15 protein-coding genes are annotated in these 15,381 nt (G+C 66.5%); 8 read left to right on the top strand and 7 right to left on the bottom strand.

The window, feature by feature from the left end:
- Positions 1 to 49 precede the first annotated feature (49 nt).
- On the bottom strand, positions 50 to 2,044 hold the full coding sequence (locus tag DOM67_RS01450; RefSeq protein WP_110673891.1) for a hypothetical protein: 1,995 nt from the start codon (positions 2,042 to 2,044) through the stop codon (positions 50 to 52).
- A gap of 58 nt (positions 2,045 to 2,102) precedes the next feature.
- Positions 2,103 to 3,326 (bottom strand): carboxylate--amine ligase, encoded by a 1,224-nt coding sequence (locus DOM67_RS01445; protein WP_110673890.1) that lies wholly within the window; start codon positions 3,324 to 3,326, stop codon positions 2,103 to 2,105.
- A 301-nt stretch (positions 3,327 to 3,627) separates the two neighbouring features.
- On the opposite strand from DOM67_RS01445, the gene DOM67_RS01440 reads away from it, so the two are divergent.
- A complete protein-coding gene (locus DOM67_RS01440; protein ID WP_110673889.1) occupies positions 3,628 to 4,467 on the top strand; it encodes an inositol monophosphatase in 840 nt (279 codons plus the stop codon).
- 287 nt (positions 4,468 to 4,754) lie between these two features.
- Here DOM67_RS01440 and DOM67_RS01435 read toward each other — a convergent pair whose 3' ends face one another.
- Complete coding sequence (locus DOM67_RS01435; RefSeq protein ID WP_110673888.1) at positions 4,755 to 5,843, bottom strand: SDR family oxidoreductase; 1,089 nt, start codon at positions 5,841 to 5,843, stop codon at positions 4,755 to 4,757.
- A gap of 138 nt (positions 5,844 to 5,981) precedes the next feature.
- Here DOM67_RS01435 and DOM67_RS01430 point away from each other — a divergent pair, with 138 nt between their 5' ends.
- From DOM67_RS01430 to DOM67_RS01410, 5 genes are all read left to right on the top strand, one after another.
- Positions 5,982 to 6,923: a LysR family transcriptional regulator gene (locus DOM67_RS01430; protein WP_110673887.1), complete on the top strand. Its 942-nt coding sequence runs from the start codon at positions 5,982 to 5,984 to the stop codon at positions 6,921 to 6,923.
- 46 nt (positions 6,924 to 6,969) lie between these two features.
- On the top strand, positions 6,970 to 7,419 hold the full coding sequence (locus DOM67_RS01425; RefSeq protein WP_110673886.1) for a MarR family transcriptional regulator: 450 nt from the start codon (positions 6,970 to 6,972) through the stop codon (positions 7,417 to 7,419).
- Between the two features lie 168 nt (positions 7,420 to 7,587).
- Positions 7,588 to 8,016 carry an organic hydroperoxide resistance protein gene (locus tag DOM67_RS01420; RefSeq protein WP_110673885.1) on the top strand — a complete coding sequence of 143 codons (429 nt, stop codon included), beginning with the start codon at positions 7,588 to 7,590 and terminating at the stop codon, positions 8,014 to 8,016.
- A 148-nt stretch (positions 8,017 to 8,164) separates the two neighbouring features.
- Positions 8,165 to 8,761, top strand: a complete 597-nt coding sequence (locus DOM67_RS01415) for a DUF924 family protein (RefSeq protein ID WP_110673884.1) — start codon at positions 8,165 to 8,167, stop codon at positions 8,759 to 8,761.
- Between the two features lie 120 nt (positions 8,762 to 8,881).
- Positions 8,882 to 9,820 (top strand): sensor domain-containing diguanylate cyclase, encoded by a 939-nt coding sequence (locus DOM67_RS01410; RefSeq protein ID WP_110673883.1) that lies wholly within the window; start codon positions 8,882 to 8,884, stop codon positions 9,818 to 9,820.
- A 13-nt stretch (positions 9,821 to 9,833) separates the two neighbouring features.
- On the opposite strand, the gene DOM67_RS01405 is transcribed toward DOM67_RS01410, so the two are convergent.
- From DOM67_RS01405 to DOM67_RS01395, 3 genes are all read right to left on the bottom strand, one after another.
- Positions 9,834 to 10,259, bottom strand: coding sequence for a YqaA family protein (locus DOM67_RS01405; protein WP_110673882.1), 426 nt, complete (start codon positions 10,257 to 10,259; stop codon positions 9,834 to 9,836).
- Positions 10,260 to 10,322: 63 nt separating this feature from the next.
- Positions 10,323 to 10,925, bottom strand: coding sequence for a LysE family translocator (locus tag DOM67_RS01400; protein WP_110673881.1), 603 nt, complete (start codon positions 10,923 to 10,925; stop codon positions 10,323 to 10,325).
- On the bottom strand, positions 10,922 to 11,650 hold the full coding sequence (locus DOM67_RS01395) for an alanyl-tRNA editing protein (RefSeq protein ID WP_110673880.1): 729 nt from the start codon (positions 11,648 to 11,650) through the stop codon (positions 10,922 to 10,924). The genes DOM67_RS01400 and DOM67_RS01395 overlap by 4 nt, the downstream gene beginning before the upstream one ends.
- 132 nt (positions 11,651 to 11,782) lie before the next feature.
- On the opposite strand from DOM67_RS01395, the gene DOM67_RS01390 reads away from it, so the two are divergent.
- Positions 11,783 to 13,177 (top strand): PLP-dependent aminotransferase family protein, encoded by a 1,395-nt coding sequence (locus tag DOM67_RS01390; protein ID WP_110673879.1) that lies wholly within the window; start codon positions 11,783 to 11,785, stop codon positions 13,175 to 13,177.
- Between the two features lie 160 nt (positions 13,178 to 13,337).
- On the opposite strand, the gene DOM67_RS01385 is transcribed toward DOM67_RS01390, so the two are convergent.
- On the bottom strand, positions 13,338 to 13,793 hold the full coding sequence (locus DOM67_RS01385; RefSeq protein ID WP_198651693.1) for an Lrp/AsnC family transcriptional regulator: 456 nt from the start codon (positions 13,791 to 13,793) through the stop codon (positions 13,338 to 13,340).
- A gap of 129 nt (positions 13,794 to 13,922) precedes the next feature.
- Between DOM67_RS01385 and DOM67_RS01380 the strand changes: the two genes are divergently transcribed.
- On the top strand, positions 13,923 to 15,365 hold the full coding sequence (locus tag DOM67_RS01380) for an aminotransferase class V-fold PLP-dependent enzyme (RefSeq protein ID WP_110673877.1): 1,443 nt from the start codon (positions 13,923 to 13,925) through the stop codon (positions 15,363 to 15,365).
- Positions 15,366 to 15,381: the final 16 nt, after the last annotated feature.

Here is a 15,381-nt window from a genome sequence, read left to right as displayed (position 1 = left end):
CAACTAGCCTGGCTCTGGTTCTTGCCCAGGCTATGGTTATGGCCTTAGCTCAGGCCGGAGCCAGGCGATCCGCGCCCCAGCTGCGGCGCAGGTAGCCCATCACCTCCCCCAGCTCGTCGGCGGAGACATGGGCCGGGGCGCCCTCCTCCTGCGGGTCGAGGTGGAAGATATAGAGCCGCGAGGCGAACTGGGCGAACGGCAGCGAGGCCTCGCCGAAGCGCTCGCCGTTGCCGTCGGTGCTGACCTGCACGCCGTCACCCCAGTCCTGGCCGCTGTCGTTGTTGGGGTTGAAGAAGTAGACGCGCATGCCCTCGTCGGGGCCGATCGCCGCCCGCAGGATGGTGATCGCGTGCCAGCCGATGAAGCGCGCGGCGCTGTCGGTCACCGCGATCCCCGCCGGCTGCGGATGCACCAGCGGCTGGTTGCCGTTGTAGAGCGGATGGTAGGCGGCGTAGAAGTGGCGATAGAAGGTCTCGGGGTCTTCGATCCCGCCGGTGGCGATATCCACGCAGATGTGGAAGCCACGCCCGGCCCACCAGCCGTGGAACTCGGGATTGACCCAGCGGTGCGGGTCGCCCTCGCGGCCGATGCACAGCCGCCCCATCTCGGCATAGATGCGGTCCAGATGCGGCACCACCAGCAGCGAGACCGGATCGAGATCCAGCGCCATGCCATGGGATAGCCCGACACCGCTGGCATTGGAGGAGATCGGCTGGCCCTCGAAGTGCATCACGATCTCGTCGTCGCGGGCGGCCCAGGTCACCATCTGCAGCAGATAGTCCGGGTCGTTGTAGGCCCACATCGACAGCGCTCGCGCCGACTGGCAGGTGGGGTTGTTGCCCTGCCCCACGCCCAGCGGCAGGCCGAGCATGCACAGTACGCCCTCCAACAGCCGCGCCTCGGGGGTGGCGGCGTCACCGTAGGCCAGGCGCAGGCGCTGGCGCGAACTCTCGCTCAGCAGCAGACCCAGTTGACGCCACAGCGCCGGCGCCAGCGGCGGCTGGTAGAGAATCCCGCGTTCGAGCAGCAGCGCCAGCCCGTAGAGCCCCTGGGCGGTGGCCGGGTGCGCCACCGCATCGATCAGTGCCCGAATCAGCTGGTGATAGCAGAGCAGACAGTCACGCCCGGTGGTCGAGAGCCCCAGCGCCTCGCTGAGCAGGTGATCACCGTGATCGAGCAGATAGCGCAGCAGCACAGGATGGTAGGGCGAGACCAGGCCGGTATCGTGCATCGCCCGCGCCATGCCGGTGGCTTCCTGCTGCAGCGCCGCGGTATCCATCCCCGCGAGCCGGCCGGCATAGGCCTCGATACCGGGGTCCTCGCGACTCCCCTGGGTCGGCCCATAGAGGCTGCTGACCAGACGCGCCGCGCCCTGACCGCTGGTGCCGAGATCGATCTCCGGATTGGCCTGGCACAGCGCCATCTGGTCGATCATCCGGCGCACCGGGGCGACCATCAGCGGACGCTGTCCGAGCAGCCGCCAGATCTCGTCGATCATGGTATCGACGATGAACTCGTAGCCGATGCGCTCGGCGAGATAGCGCAGCAGCGCCCTGGGCACCTCGGCCAGACGCCCCTGGGTCTCGCGCTCGGCCTCGCCGGAGAAGGCGAAGATCCGCGACAGGTTGAGCGCCAGCACCTGGGTGAGATGGTTGTGCGCCTGCTCGGCGGAGAGCAGCGGATGCACGTAGTCGCCCCGCGCCACCGCCAGCAGCCGCAGCTCGCTGAGCGCTTCGATCACCACCGTCTCGGCCTGGGGGCTGCCGAGGGAGGCCGGGGTCAGCGCCGGCTGCAGACGCTGCGGTTCGGCCCAGTCGGAGTCGGCGAAGGTCCCCGCCTGCTCGATCGCCTGGGCACGCTGCTCCAGCGCCGCGCAGCCACCTGGCTCGAGCAGGATACGCCGCGCCAGATCGAAGACCCGCCCGGCACGGCCGGGACGGGAGAAACTGGGCGCCGACTCGAGCGCGGCCAGTGCCACCTCGAGCTGTTGCAACAGCGCACCCAGGCGCTGCTCGCTGACCGGCAGCTCGTTATCTGATGACATGCGCTGTGACTCCTCACCGCCATGGGCAAACCTGGAAAGACCCTGCCACTGTCGCGGATCAGACGTAGAAATCAAGCGACTCCTGATGTTTGAGCAGATCGCGTAGCGTGTGCGGGTCGTCGCCGAAGAAGAACATCAGCCCCCAGTGGGTACCGAAAGCCGTGCGCTTGGTCACGGTCGCCTCCAGTGGTGCCGAGAGCTCGTGGTAGTCGAAATAGGGGTGCTGCTCGGTCTCCTCCGGGATCTCCAGACGGCTGACCACCCGCCGGCGTGGATAGACGCCGAAGCAACCGGCGTGGCCCTTGGCATCCTTGACCGGCTCGGGGAAGAAGGCGGCGACCTCGTCAGCGGTGGCCTTGGGATCGAACACCAGCATCGATGCCTGGTAGGCGTTGAAACCGTAGGCGCGCTCGATCAGCTCGAACGCCTTGAACCCCGGCGGGCGATAGGCGACCTCGCCGAAGTACATGGTGCCGTCGCTGGTGACGAAGTACTCCGGGTGGATCTGGCCGAACTGGATATCGAAGGTCTTGATCAGCAGCTCGATCTGGCGCGTGATCTGCTCGCGATACTGCTCCAGCTCCGGGGTCGCCGGGACGAAGACCGAATAGCCGAGGGTGACGTATTCGGAGATGTTGAGGAACTGGATCTTGCCATCCCAGACCCAGGCCTCGACGGCGAACTCCCAGCCGTCCAGATGGCTCTCCATCAGCAGCGGATACTCGCTCTCGGGGATGGCGTCGATCTCTTCATAGGTGCGGATCACCCGGTGGCCGAGGCAGCCGGCCTTGTCGAAGGCCTTGAGATGGATCGGGTCGTCGGGGTCGCCATCGAGCTTGAGCAGCGTCTGGTTGACGCGCTTGAAGAAGCGCACCACGTCGCTCTTCTCGTGGGCCTCCTCGAAGATACCCACGCGGATACCGCCGAGCTGCGCGCGGCGCTTCATCAGTGCCTTGTCGCGGAACAGCACCGCCTGGCCGTGCAGGCGCGGATTCTGCATCAATACCGAGTTGATCGCCCCGGCCCACTCCACGGTCTCCTCGAACAGCGGCACCGCCGCATCCACGCCCATGTCGCGCAGGGTCTCGGCGATCTCCATCGAGCGGTCGTTGAGACGTTCGAAGTTCCACGGCAGATAGGGGATTTCGTGCTGGAGGCAGTACTCTTCGGCCCACTCCGGGGCGACCACCACGTAGCGACGATCAAAGGCCGCGGCGGCCTCCACCGCGCCCAGGCTCCAGCCAAGCAGCGCGATGTAGCCCTTGTCGGGATTCTTTTCCATGGTCGTTGTCTCCCTGTTCGCTGTGGTTGTGATTTATGCCTACCTCAGTGTAGGGGAGATGCTGACCTATGCCACCCTACCGGCACAAAGTCGTAACAAAGCCGTCATAATCTCTGCATATCGGCACCAGAAAAACGCATTTTCTGTCATTCTTTATTAGAAATATCATACCCTTCCAGTAGCCACCCCGTGCCGGGGTTATGGTGTTCACGCCTTAAATGCACGCCGACTGCCGTAGAGGCGTCAAGCTCACTGGAATCGGATACCCTAGGACGCTCCCCCCATCGCTTAGGAGATCCGCATGCCAGCCAGAGCCATCAGCCTCGAGCAACAGCAGCAGTTGATCGAGATCGTGCGCGATGCCGCCAAGACCGAAATCCTGCCGCGCTTTCGCAACCTGTCGGAGGAGGCGATTCGCTCGAAGAGCGCGCCGGACGATCTGGTCACCGATGCCGACCAGGGGGCAGAGCGGATGATGACCGCGGCGATTCGCGAGCTGCTGCCGGAGGCGACGGTGATCGGCGAGGAGGCGGTGGCCGACGGCAGCGCCAATCTCGACGACATCGCCGGCGCCGAGCTGGCGCTGATCATCGACCCGGTCGACGGCACCTGGAACTTCGCCCGCGGGCTCAACCAGTTCGGCGTGATCCTGGCCGCCACCAGCTTCGGCGAGACGATCTTCGGGCTGCTCTACGACCCCATGGCGGATGACTGGATCGTCGCGCGCCACGGCGAGGGCGCCTGGTTCGGCCGTCCCGATGGCACCCAGCGCCGGCTACAGGTCTCGGATACCGACCAGTTCGACGAGATGGTCGGCTCGAACTCGATCCGGCTCTTCCCCAAGCCGCAGCAGTATCAGCTGGCGGCGACCTTCCCCGACTTCCAGCGCATGATGGCGTTCGGCTGCGCCTGCCACGAGTACCGCACCATGGCGTTCGGCTTCGTCGACTTCATGCTCACCGGCAAGCTGATGCCGTGGGATCATGCCGCGGGCCTGATGATCCACGCCGAGGCCGGTGGCTACTCGGCGTTGCTCGATGGCACGCCCTACCAGCCGACGATCCACCAGGGCACGGTGCTGGCCGCCAGCTCAAGAGCGCATTGGGAGCAGTTGCGCGAGAAGTTCAGCTTTCTGGGCTAAAAAGTGCCTGCGCTCGCCCATGCGGCGTTAAAAATTGGCTCACTGAACAACGTTCAGAACGTCCGAAGGACGGCCCGAAGGGCGAGCGGAGCGAGTAAAATGCTCATTTACACCCCGTAAACTCCGCGTTTTCGCCAATTTTTGCCTTGCCTGGCCTTCGCTCGTCGACTTTTTTACGCAGGGCATTGGCCATCATCATTGACCACCAAGACGACGAAAACCGGCGCCGAGAAGGCGCCGGTTTTCTTTTCTGTAGCCAATCGGGACGAATCGATCAGCCGGATCGATCAGGGAATGATCCTCTCCGCCCGCAGGCGATCGAACAGGTCGAGGAACGCGGCCCGCGTCTCGCGGAAGTGGTCGAAGCCGAAGTCCCGCGACTTGGTGGTGTCGTTGACGCACTCCTGATCGCGGCCGAGATCGGCATCGGTGTGCCACCAGGAGGCCAGCTTGGTGACATCCGGTTCGACCAGACCATGCTTCGCGGCGATCTCGCGCCAGATCGATTCGGCATCGGCCATCTGCGTTTCCAGCGGCTGCATCGACGCCGGGTCGTCCGAGGCTGCGGGGCCCTGAATCTCGAGACCCTGGGCCTCTAAACCAAAGTACTCGCCGATCTCGTGCCACATCCGGCGCCAGCGGAAGACGTCGCCATTGACCGTATTGAAGGCCTGATTCGCCGCGCCCGGCGTGGTCGCCGCCCACTCCATCTGGCGCGCCAGCACCAGCGCGTCGGTCATGTCGGTGAGCGCGTTCCACTGGGTCCGGGAGCCGGGAAAGACGAAAGCTCGCCCGGTCTCGCGGCAGATCGAGGCGTAGACCGCCAGCGTCACCCCCATGTTCATGGCGTTACCGCGGGCGTGGCCGATCACCGTGTGCGGACGATGGACGTTCCAGGTAAAGCCCTGGCGCTCGGCGGCTTCGAACAGCACGTCTTCCAGCGCGTAGTAGAAGTTGTCACCCGGTACTCGCGGCTCGGACTCGCGGAACGGCGTCTCGATGCGCCCGCTGCCGTAGGCCTCGAACGAGCCCAGATACTGCTTGGTGCCGGTGACCAGCGAGGCATGCGCGACCGGGGCCGTTTCGAGGGCAGCGAACAGGTTGCGCATCATCTGGCTGTTGGCCTCGACGTTGGCCTTTTCGCTGTCGCGGCGAATCCAGGTGCAGTAGAAGACATGGGTGATCGCCAGGCCGGCCAGCGCCTGCTCGGTCGCGGACGGGTCCAGCAGATCGGCGGCGACGGGGATCACGCCGCTCTGCTCGGTGGCACGACGTGACAGGCCGTAGACGGTCCAGCCGCTGGCGATGAGATGGCTGGCCAGATTGCTGCCGGTGATGCCGGTGGCGCCGACCACCAGTGCCGTTCCTTTACGCATGTTGCTCTCCTCGTTCGGCTATGAGAGGCGCCGTGAGCGAGTGGCATCGCGGCGCGTTGACGAGAAGCAGTCTGGGAGCGCTTCGGTGTTGCTACAATCGATATCATCGCAAATCTTTATTGCATGAGACGCAACTCGATGAATCTCGATCGACTCGACCTCAACGCCCTGCGCACTTTCGAACGGGTCGCCGCCAGCGGCAGCTTCACCGTGGCAGCGCATCACTTTCACCGCGCGGTGTCATCGGTGTCGCGCCAGATCAAGGGGCTGGAAGAGGCGCTCGGGCAGCCACTGTTCTATCGCCACACCCGTGCGGTGACCCTGACCGAAGCGGGCTGGCGCTACTACGCCGAGGTGCGCGAGGTGCTCGAACGCCTGGATCTCGCCAGCGAGGCGCTGGCCCACCCCAGCGCCGAGCCCAGCGGCACGTTGCGCATCAATGCGCCGGTGGCCTTCGGCCAGCGCCAGATCGTACCGCTGCTGCACGCCTTCCAGCGACGCCACCCCGCCATCCGCGCCGAGCTGCAGCTCGACGACCGGGTGGTCGACCCGGTGCGTGAAGGGTTCGACATCACCTTTCGGGTCGGCGAGCTGGCCGACTCCAACCTGCGCGCCCGTCGCCTGGCGCCGATGCACTACCGGGTCGCCGCCACGCCCGGCTATCTCGCCTCCCGCGGCACACCCGCCACCCCCGCCGAGCTGGCCGAGCACGACTGCCTGATCTATCAGGGCGAACTGGGCCGCCAGCGCTGGTACTTCCAGGCCGCCGACGAGACCACGCCAACCGCCCTCGAGGTCTCCGGCAGCCTCTACAGCAACGATGCCGAGAGCCTGCTGCGCGCCGCGCTGCTGGGCCAGGGGCTGGTGCTCTTCCCCACCTGGCTGCTCGCCGAGGCGCTGGCCAGCGGCGCCCTGGTCAGCGTGCTCAGGGCATGGCGCTGCGAGGTGATGCCGGGCCAACGCCATATCCACGTACTCACCCCCGAACGCCGCCTGCGCGCGCGCAAGGTGCGCGCCTTTCTCGACCATCTCTTCGCCGCAGTGACACCGCTGCCGCCCTGGGACCGATCGTCGGAATAGTAAAACTTAATTAGCGATTGAATCGTGCACGATCTATATTGTCGGCATGGCAACCACCGATGACACCGACAACGCCCTGGCGCTCGAATCGCAGCTCTGCTTCGCGCTCTATTCGACCCAACTGGCGATGAACAAGCTCTACCGCGGCCTGCTGCGCGAGCTCGACCTGACCTATCCCCAGTATCTGACCCTGCTGGTGCTATGGCAGCGGGATCGTCAGACGGTGTCGGAGATCGGCGAGCACCTCTATCTGGATTCGGCGACGCTGACGCCACTGCTGAAGCGCCTGGCAGCGGCCGGTCTGGTCACGCGTCAGCGCTCGCGACAGGACGAACGCCAGGTGGAGATCGCCTTGACCGATCAGGGCCGGGCGCTGCGGGAGCGGGCCAAGTCGATCCCGCATGCCGCCGGCTGCGCGGGCCAGTGCACGCCGGAGGAGGCCGCCGAACTGCGCGATGCCCTGCACGAGCTGCGCCAGCGACTCGACGGCCAGTGACGTTGTGGCGCGAGAGTTGTGGCGCGAGAGATAGTGACGCCATAGAAATAGCGACGTCATAGATAGCGACGCCTTAGACAGTAGCGCAATGCAGCGCCGAGCGTTTTCACCCCATTAGGTCGTGCACGATTCAATCGTCAGCGACCTTCACCCGGAAGGAGAAGTCCCATGTCACTCGATAAAGTCCTCTACCGTGCCGAAGCCACCGTCACCGGCGGTCGTGATGGCCGTGCCACCGCCGAAGACGGTGCCATCGACCTCAAGCTGTCGACCCCCAAGGAGCTGGGCGGCGCCGGCGGCGACGGCACCAACCCCGAGCAGCTGTTCGCGGCTGGCTACTCCGCCTGCTTCATCGGCGCGCTCAAGCTGGCGGCATCGCAAGAGAAGGCCAAGCTGCCTGAAGAGACCCGAGTCCAGGGTGAAGTCGGCATCGGCCCCAAGGGTGACGGTTTCGGCATCGAAGCCACGCTGACGGTGAAGCTGCCAGGCATGGATCGTGAACAGGCCGAAGCGCTGGTGGAGAAGGCGCATCAGGTCTGCCCCTACTCCAACGCCACCCGCGGCAATATCGACGTGACCCTCAACGTCGAGGTGTAAACCGGCGTCGGCAGCGCCGGCGCCCACCCGGACGCCCCGCCCCTTGAGACAGGGGGCGGGGCGTCATGCTTTGGCGGTGACCAGCGCTATAGCCAATTCGGGTATGGGTTAACTATGCTGAGGAAAATGATCCGCCAAGAGACTCGCCATGCCGGACACCCCCCGCGATAGTGCCGATACCGATCACAAGACCACAGGCGATATCGCCACGCCTCAGGCCGTCTGCGATTTCTGGTTCGAGACGCTGAGCGCCAAGCAGTGGTTTGCCAAGGATGCCGCCCTCGACGGCGAGATCGCCGAGCGCTTCGGCACCACGCTCGCTGCCGCGGCGCGCTGCGAGCTTTGGCACTGGCGCGACTCGCCCACCGGGCGCGTGGCCGAGATCGTGGTGCTCGATCAGTTCTCGCGCAACGTCCATCGCGATACGCCCGCCGCCTTCGCCCAGGACCCGCTGGCCCTGGCGCTGGCCCAGGAGTTGATCGCCCGCGGCGAGGACACGGCACTGCCCCTGGCGCAGCGCATCTTCGCCTACATGCCGTTCATGCACAGCGAGTCGCTGGCGATCCACGCCCGCGCAGTCACCCTGTTCGACACCCCCGGTATGGAAGCGCAGCTCGACTACGAGCACCGCCACCGCGAGATCATTCAGCGCTTCGGCCGCTACCCGCATCGCAACGCCATTCTCGGGCGCGTCTCGACGCCGGAAGAGATCGCGTTCCTGCGCCAGCCGGGCTCGGCCTTTTGAGCCGCTGCTGGTCACGCTTGCCCAGCGTTGACGCAGGTTTTCGCCACCCTCGCCACAAGGCAGAACCGCGTGGTCGTCGGCGGGTCGAAACTCCACGCCACGCTGCACCAGGATACCGCCATGCCACCGCGATCGACTTGCCCCCCTCACTTTCCCGACGCGGCGCTGATGACCCTGATCCGCTCGACCCCGCTGGCGATCTGCATCACCGACGCCGATGGCTGCTTTCAAGTCGTCAACGCCGCCTATTGCCGACTGTATGGCTATACCGAGGAGGAGCTGCTGGGCGAAGAGTTCACGCTGGTGGTAGCGCCCGAACACCGCGAGATGATGCGGACCATGCACCGCGCCTTCATCGAGACGGGCGAGGACAACGACCCGCTGATCGGCAAGCCGGGAGCCCGCGCCGAGTGGGAGGTGCTCGACCGCCAGGGCAGGTCGATCTCGATCCTGGCCGAGGCGGTCCGCCTGGAGGATGACCAGGGTAACGTCTACAAGGCGACCTTCGTGGTCGATATCAGCGAACACAAGGCGCTCGAGCGCTCGCTGCGCAAGGCCAACCAGCGCCTGACCCAGATCGCCATGTACGACGAGCTGACCGGGCTGCAGAGCCGGCGCGCCGGCCTCGAGCGGCTCGAGGCGGAGATTCACGAGCAACAGCGCTACGGCCATCCGCTGTGCATCGCGGTGATCGACCTGGACGGTTTCAAGCAGATCAACGATACCCACGGCCACGCCATCGGCGACGAGATCCTGGTCGGCATCGCCGAGCTGCTGCGCCGATCGCTGCGCGAGAGCGATGCCGCGATCAGACTCGGCGGTGACGAGCTGCTGCTGGTGCTGCCCGGGGTGACGCTGGATCAGGCGACCCAGGCGGTCGAGCGCATCCGTCAGGCCCTGGCGGCGACACCGCTGACCAGGCTGGCCCTCGAGATGACGCTATCGGCGGGCATCGCCGACTATCGCAACGAGAGCCAGGACGCCCTGCTCGAACGCGCCGACCGCGCGCTCTATCTCGCCAAGCGCCGCGGACGCAATCGGCTCGCCCAGGCAACGTGACCCGCGGCTGCCGTTAGCCCTGAACGCTCAGCACCAGCCACAGCACCATGGCATAGCGCAGGCCCTTGCCGATCGCCACCAGCACCACGAAGTTGAGCCACGGCACCCGCATGACCCCACCGATCAGTGTCAGCGCATCGCCACCGATGGGCAGCCAGCCGAGCAGCAGCGACCACTGCCCGTAGCGATTGAAGCGCGCCCGTGCCCGCGCCAACTGCGCCTGGCTGAGCGGAAACCAGCGCCGCTGCTGGAAACGATCCACCTGGCGCCCCAGTACACCGTTGATCACCGAACCGAGGGTATTACCTGCGGTGGCCCAGAACCACAGCCAGAAGAGCGCATGCTCCTGGGTCGCCAGTGCCCCCAGCAGCACCTCGGACGAGGCCGGCAGCAGGGTGGCGGAGACCAGCGCGGTGACGAACAGGGTCAGATAGCTCACGCGGCTCTCCGGATCGGGCGCCTGGGGGTTCTGGATAGGGTTCCTGGATAGGTGCTCGGGATATCAGCTCAGAATGAACCCTACACAGGCGGCCGTCGCCAGCCCCATCACGCCATTGAAGATACGCCACGCCCGCGGCGTCGTCAGCAGCCGCCCGATCGCCATGCCGAATGCCGCCCAGAAAGAGATGCAGAAGAACGCCACACTCTCCATCACCAGCGCCAGCACCAGGGCGTTGAGAACGAGCAGCCCTTCGTGGGGCAGAAAACCCGCCACCAGCGCGATGCCCATGACCCATACCTTGGGATTGACGAACTGGAAGGCTGCCGCCTGCCACGCAGTCAGCGGTCGCGCCCCATCACGAGCGGCAAGGTTCGGTGGCGGAGCACTGGCGATCTTCCACGCCAGATAGAGCAGATAGACCGCGCCCACCACCTTGAGACTCTGCTGGATCAGCGGGTAGCGCTCGAACAGCGTCCCGAGCCCTAGTGCGATGCTCAGAAAGAGTACGAAACCGCCGGCCATGATGCCGAAGATGTGCGGCAGCGTGCGACGGTAGCCGTAGAGCGCCCCGGAGGCGGTGAGCATGACGTTGTTGGGCCCGGGGGAGCCGGTCATCGACGCGGCGAAGAGTGTCAGCGATAGCCACCAAGCGAGCGAGGTCATGCTTGCCCCTCCGCGGTCTGATTCCAGGCCAGGGTGATACGGCGATTACGGGCACCGCGGTTCTTGATGCTGGCCACGTGCAGCGCGCCGATCTGGGCGGTGGAGGTCACATGGGTACCGCCACAGGGCTGGTAATCGATATCACCGATACGCACCATGCGGATCATGCCGGCACCACGCGGCGGCGCCACCGACATCGTCTTGACCAGCTCAGGGCGCGCGTCGAGCTCGGCCTCGCTGATCCACTCGCTGGTGACCGGGTGGTCGGCCGCGATCAGCGCCTTCAGGCCGGCGTTCAGCGTCTCCTTGTCGACGCTGGCCTCACCGAGATCGAAGTCGAGCCGGCCACGCTCGGCGCCGATGCTGCCGCCGGTGACTCCATGCGGCACCAGCACCGAGAGCAGATGCAGCGCGGTATGCATGCGCATGTGCGCCCAGCGCCGCGGCCAGTCGATCTGCTGGGTCACGCTCTGGCCGGCCACGAGATCGTGACCGGGATCGAGGTAGTGCCAGACGTCACCGCCCTCGCCCTTGCGCGTGTCGTGCACCGGCAGACAGCGGCCGTCGGCGGTGATGAATACCCCACGATCGCCGGGCTGGCCGCCCCCCTGGGGATAGAAGAGCGTAGCGTCGGTCACCACCACGCCGTCGGCGCCCACCGCGGTCACGCTGGCCAGACTCTCTTGTGCCATGGGCAAGTCGCGGAAACGCAGCTGCGTGGACATGATGACCTCCTCTCGACCCGGCGCTTGACCGGATCAAATTGTATGGGTTCAATTTATTGACTTTTCGACGTCCATTGCGAACAATTCAAGCATAAACGCCCCAACAACCGGGTCAACCCGATTTTTGTCACCATGACAATCTGGACACCGACACTCTCCGGCAGCGGCCCCCGCTATCGTCAGCTCGCCGATGCCATCGCCGCCGCCGTGGCTAGCGGTGAACTGGCCGCCGGCCACAAGCTGCCCCCGCAGCGCCGGCTCGCCGACGCCCTCGGCGTGACCGTAGGCACGGTCACCCGCGCCTACGCCGTGGCCGAACAGCGTGGTGTGGTCAGCGCGCGGGTCGGCAGCGGCACCTATGTGCGCGGCGCCGAGGCCGGTATCGCCGCCTTCGACCATCTGTTCACGCGGCCACGCGACCGTGGTCTGATCGATCTCAGCCACGCCACGCCGCCGCCGACCGCGCAGCGCAGCCTGCATCTGGCCTGCGCGATGCAGGCGATCCAGCAGAATCCGGAGCAGCTCAACGCGATGATCGACTACCAGCCGGAACCCGGGCAGGCGTGGCAGATTGCCACCCTGGCAGCCTGGCTGGGCAAGATGGGCCGCGCGCTCGACCCGGCCGAGCTGCTGCTCGACCAGGGCGGCATGCACGGTATCCATCTCTGCCTCAGCGCCCTGCTGCTGCCGGGGGAACGGGTCGCCGCCGAACGTCTCACCTATCCGGGCCTGATCAGCGCGCTGCAGCAACTGTCGCTCAAGGGCGTGGCGATACCCCACGATGCGCACGGCATCGACGTCGACGCGGTGGCCCGCGCCCATGACCAGCAGCCGTTCGCTGCGCTCTATCTGATGCCGGATTGCCACAACCCGACGACGGTACGCCTGAGCGAGCCACGCCGCCGCGCCCTGGCTGCGCTGGCCGAGGCACGCGGATTCTGGCTGATCGAGGACGACATCTACCCGCAACTGGGTGCCACGGAGACGCCGCTTTACCAGCTCGCCCCGGCGCACACGCTGACGCTGTTCTCGGTCTCGAAACTGCTCGGCGGCGGGCTCAGGGTAGGGGCGATACGCGCCCCGCAGGCGCTGCACGGGCGGCTGATAGCGGCGCTGCGCGCGCAGTGCTGGATGCCACCGCCGCTGATGAATGGCGTGGTCGCGCACTGGATCACCAGCGGTGACGCCGATGCACTGCTCGCCTGGCAGCGCGAAGAGCTGGAATGGCGCTTCGATCGCGCCCAGGAGAAGCTCGCGGCCTTCCATCCACAAGGCCAGCGTGGAGGCTTTTATCTGTGGCTGCCACTACCTGCGGATCTGCGTTCGAGCCACGTGGAGGCGCAACTGCGGGAGCGCCAGGTCGCCGTCAGCAGCGCCGAGAGCTTCTGCCTCGGCAGCGTCAGCGCCCCCCAGGCGATTCGTCTCTGTATCAGCGCCGCCGAGAGTCGCGACGCCCTCGACCGTGCCCTCGACATCATCGCCGAGACCCTCGGCGACCCGGGACCGATGCTTTGGCAGACGCTATGAGCCGACGCTGCCGTTCTCTCTCAAACGCGCCCGATACCGCTCTGCCTCATAGAGCCCAATGAGGCTGCCCCAATACCCCAGCACCGCCCATGGCCGATATTGATCACTTATTGATCCTCCGGGCGGGCGCCTACGACCTCGGCCCGGCACCGCGCCAGGATCACACCGGCAGCGGGCGGCTCTCGGCCAGCGCCTCCATGGCGAAGTAGGAGGTGACGGTGTCGATCTCGAAGCCATCGATCAGGCGCTGATAGATCAGATCGAAGGCGCCGATGTCGCGGGCCACGATCTTGAGCATGTAGTCGTAGTCGCCGCCGATACGGTAGAAGTCGATCACTTCGGGGATGCCCAGCACGTGCTCGCGGAAGGCCGCCAGCCAGGTCCGCGAGTGGCTGCGGGTGCGAATCATCGAGAACACCACCAGCCCGAAGCCGAGCGCCTGACGGCTCAGCACCAGCCGCCGCGCCTCGATCACGCCCGCCTCTTCGAGCTGCTTGATCCGCCGCCAGCAGGCGTTCTGGGAGAGATTGACCCGCTCGGCCAGCTCGCGCTGGGCGCAGCCGGGGTGCTGCTGCAGCTCGCGCAGAATAGCGAGGTTGAAATGATCCAATTTCACGCCACTCATGGTGTCAAATCACTCGAGCTTGAGGAGGATTTCGGGTCATAACGAGAAATTTACCCGCCGATATCGGGATATCATAGCCTCGTTCGCCGCACTTGCGCGTCCTCTTATGATGAGGCCCCCATGACAACACTCGCCGACTTCCGTCACGCCCTTTCCGGACCGGACCTGCTGCCACGCCTGCGCCAGGGCCTGATCGGCGACGATCTGCCGATCACCACGCCCTTCGGCCAGCGTCGTCTGCTCTACGCCGACTATGTCGCCTCCGGGCGTGCGCTGCGCCAGGTCGAGCGCTTCATCAGTGAAGAGGTGCTGCCGTTCTACGCCAACTCGCACACCGAGGCCTCGCACTGCGGGCAGACCATGACCCGGCTGCGCCAGGAGGCACGGTCGCTGATCGCGCGGGAGCTCAATGCCGAGGATTGCCATGTGGTGTTCAGCGGCAGCGGCGCCACCGCCGGCATCAACCGTATCGTGGCGCTGCTCGATATCGCCGCCGGGGTGCGCCGCGGCGAGCGCATCAGCGTGCTGCTCGGCCCCTACGAGCACCACTCCAACCTGCTCGCCTGGCGCGAGAGCGGTGCGCGCGTGACCGAGATCCCCGAGGGCGACGCCGGCGGGCCGGACCCGGCGGCACTGGAGCAGGCGCTGGAGGAGGCCGCCGGCAGCGATCTGATCGTCGGCGCCTTCTCGGCCGCCTCCAATGTCACCGGCATCATCAGCGATGTCGATGCGATCACCCGCCGCCTCAAACACCACGGCGCCCTGGCGGTGTGGGACTACGCCGGTGCCGGCCCCTACCTGGCGATGGACATGGCACCCGCACCGGACTGCCGCAAGGACGCCATCGTCTTCTCGCCGCACAAGTTCGTCGGCGGCCCCGGCGCCTCCGGAGTGATGGTGGTGCGCGACACCCTGGTGCGGCGACAAACGCCCTCCCTGCCCGGCGGCGGCACGGTCAGCTTCGTCTCGCCCTGGGCGCAGCACTACAGCACCAGTCTGGCGGCGCGTGAAGAGGGCGGCACGCCCAACGTGATCGGCGATATCCGCGCCGCGCTGGCGCTGATGGTCAAGGCGGCGATCGGACTGCCCGAGATCGTCCGCCGCGATGCCGAGCTGCGTCGCCGCGCCCTCGCCCACTGGGCCGGCGAGCCGCGGCTGGAGCTACTGGGGCGCCAGGACGTGCCGGCACTGCCGATCTTCTCCTTCCGGGTACGCGATGCCGACGGTGGCCTGATCCATCACCAGCTGTTCACCCGCATGCTTTCGGATCTCCACGGCATCCAGGCGCGTGGCGGCTGTGCCTGCGCCGGGCCCTACGCCCATCGCCTGCTGGGGATCGACGCAGCCGCCTCGGCGGCGCTGATCGCGCGTCTCGAGCAGGGGCACGAGCTGGAAAAGCCCGGCTGGGTGCGGCTGAGTCTGCATCTGCTCCACGACGACGACCAGGTGGCGCGCCTTCTCGATGGCGTGCTCACGCTGGCCCGGGAGGCGCCGACCTGGGCCCGCCACTACCGCGCCGATCCAGCTACCGCGCGCTTCCGGGTCGAGCCCGCCGAGGGATGACAGCCGCACCGAGGCG

It is taken from the genome of Salinicola sp. RZ23 (genome assembly GCF_003206675.1).
In the GTDB taxonomy this organism is placed as follows: Bacteria; Pseudomonadota; Gammaproteobacteria; order Pseudomonadales; family Halomonadaceae; genus Salinicola; species Salinicola endophyticus.
The sequence above is the reverse complement of the archived record's forward strand: the minus strand, read 5'-3'. Positions and strand labels throughout refer to the sequence as shown.

Excerpts from the sequence above, each read along its gene's own strand:
- DOM67_RS01440 (WP_110673889.1), top strand. The coding sequence starts at position 3,628 with ATGCCAGCCAGAGCCATCAGCCTCGAGCAACAGCAGCAGTTGATCGAG.
- DOM67_RS01380 (WP_110673877.1), top strand. The coding sequence starts at position 13,923 with ATGACAACACTCGCCGACTTCCGTCACGCCCTTTCCGGACCGGACCTG.
- DOM67_RS01410 (WP_110673883.1), top strand. The coding sequence starts at position 8,882 with ATGCCACCGCGATCGACTTGCCCCCCTCACTTTCCCGACGCGGCGCTG.
- DOM67_RS01415 (WP_110673884.1), top strand. The coding sequence starts at position 8,165 with ATGCCGGACACCCCCCGCGATAGTGCCGATACCGATCACAAGACCACA.
- DOM67_RS01430 (WP_110673887.1), top strand. The coding sequence starts at position 5,982 with ATGAATCTCGATCGACTCGACCTCAACGCCCTGCGCACTTTCGAACGG.
- DOM67_RS01445 (WP_110673890.1), bottom strand. The coding sequence starts at position 3,326 with ATGGAAAAGAATCCCGACAAGGGCTACATCGCGCTGCTTGGCTGGAGC.
- DOM67_RS01400 (WP_110673881.1), bottom strand. The coding sequence starts at position 10,925 with ATGACCTCGCTCGCTTGGTGGCTATCGCTGACACTCTTCGCCGCGTCG.
- DOM67_RS01435 (WP_110673888.1), bottom strand. The coding sequence starts at position 5,843 with ATGCGTAAAGGAACGGCACTGGTGGTCGGCGCCACCGGCATCACCGGC.
- DOM67_RS01420 (WP_110673885.1), top strand. The coding sequence starts at position 7,588 with ATGTCACTCGATAAAGTCCTCTACCGTGCCGAAGCCACCGTCACCGGC.
- DOM67_RS01450 (WP_110673891.1), bottom strand. The coding sequence starts at position 2,044 with ATGTCATCAGATAACGAGCTGCCGGTCAGCGAGCAGCGCCTGGGTGCG.
- DOM67_RS01390 (WP_110673879.1), top strand. The coding sequence starts at position 11,783 with ATGACAATCTGGACACCGACACTCTCCGGCAGCGGCCCCCGCTATCGT.
- DOM67_RS01425 (WP_110673886.1), top strand. The coding sequence starts at position 6,970 with ATGGCAACCACCGATGACACCGACAACGCCCTGGCGCTCGAATCGCAG.
- DOM67_RS01395 (WP_110673880.1), bottom strand. The coding sequence starts at position 11,650 with ATGTCCACGCAGCTGCGTTTCCGCGACTTGCCCATGGCACAAGAGAGT.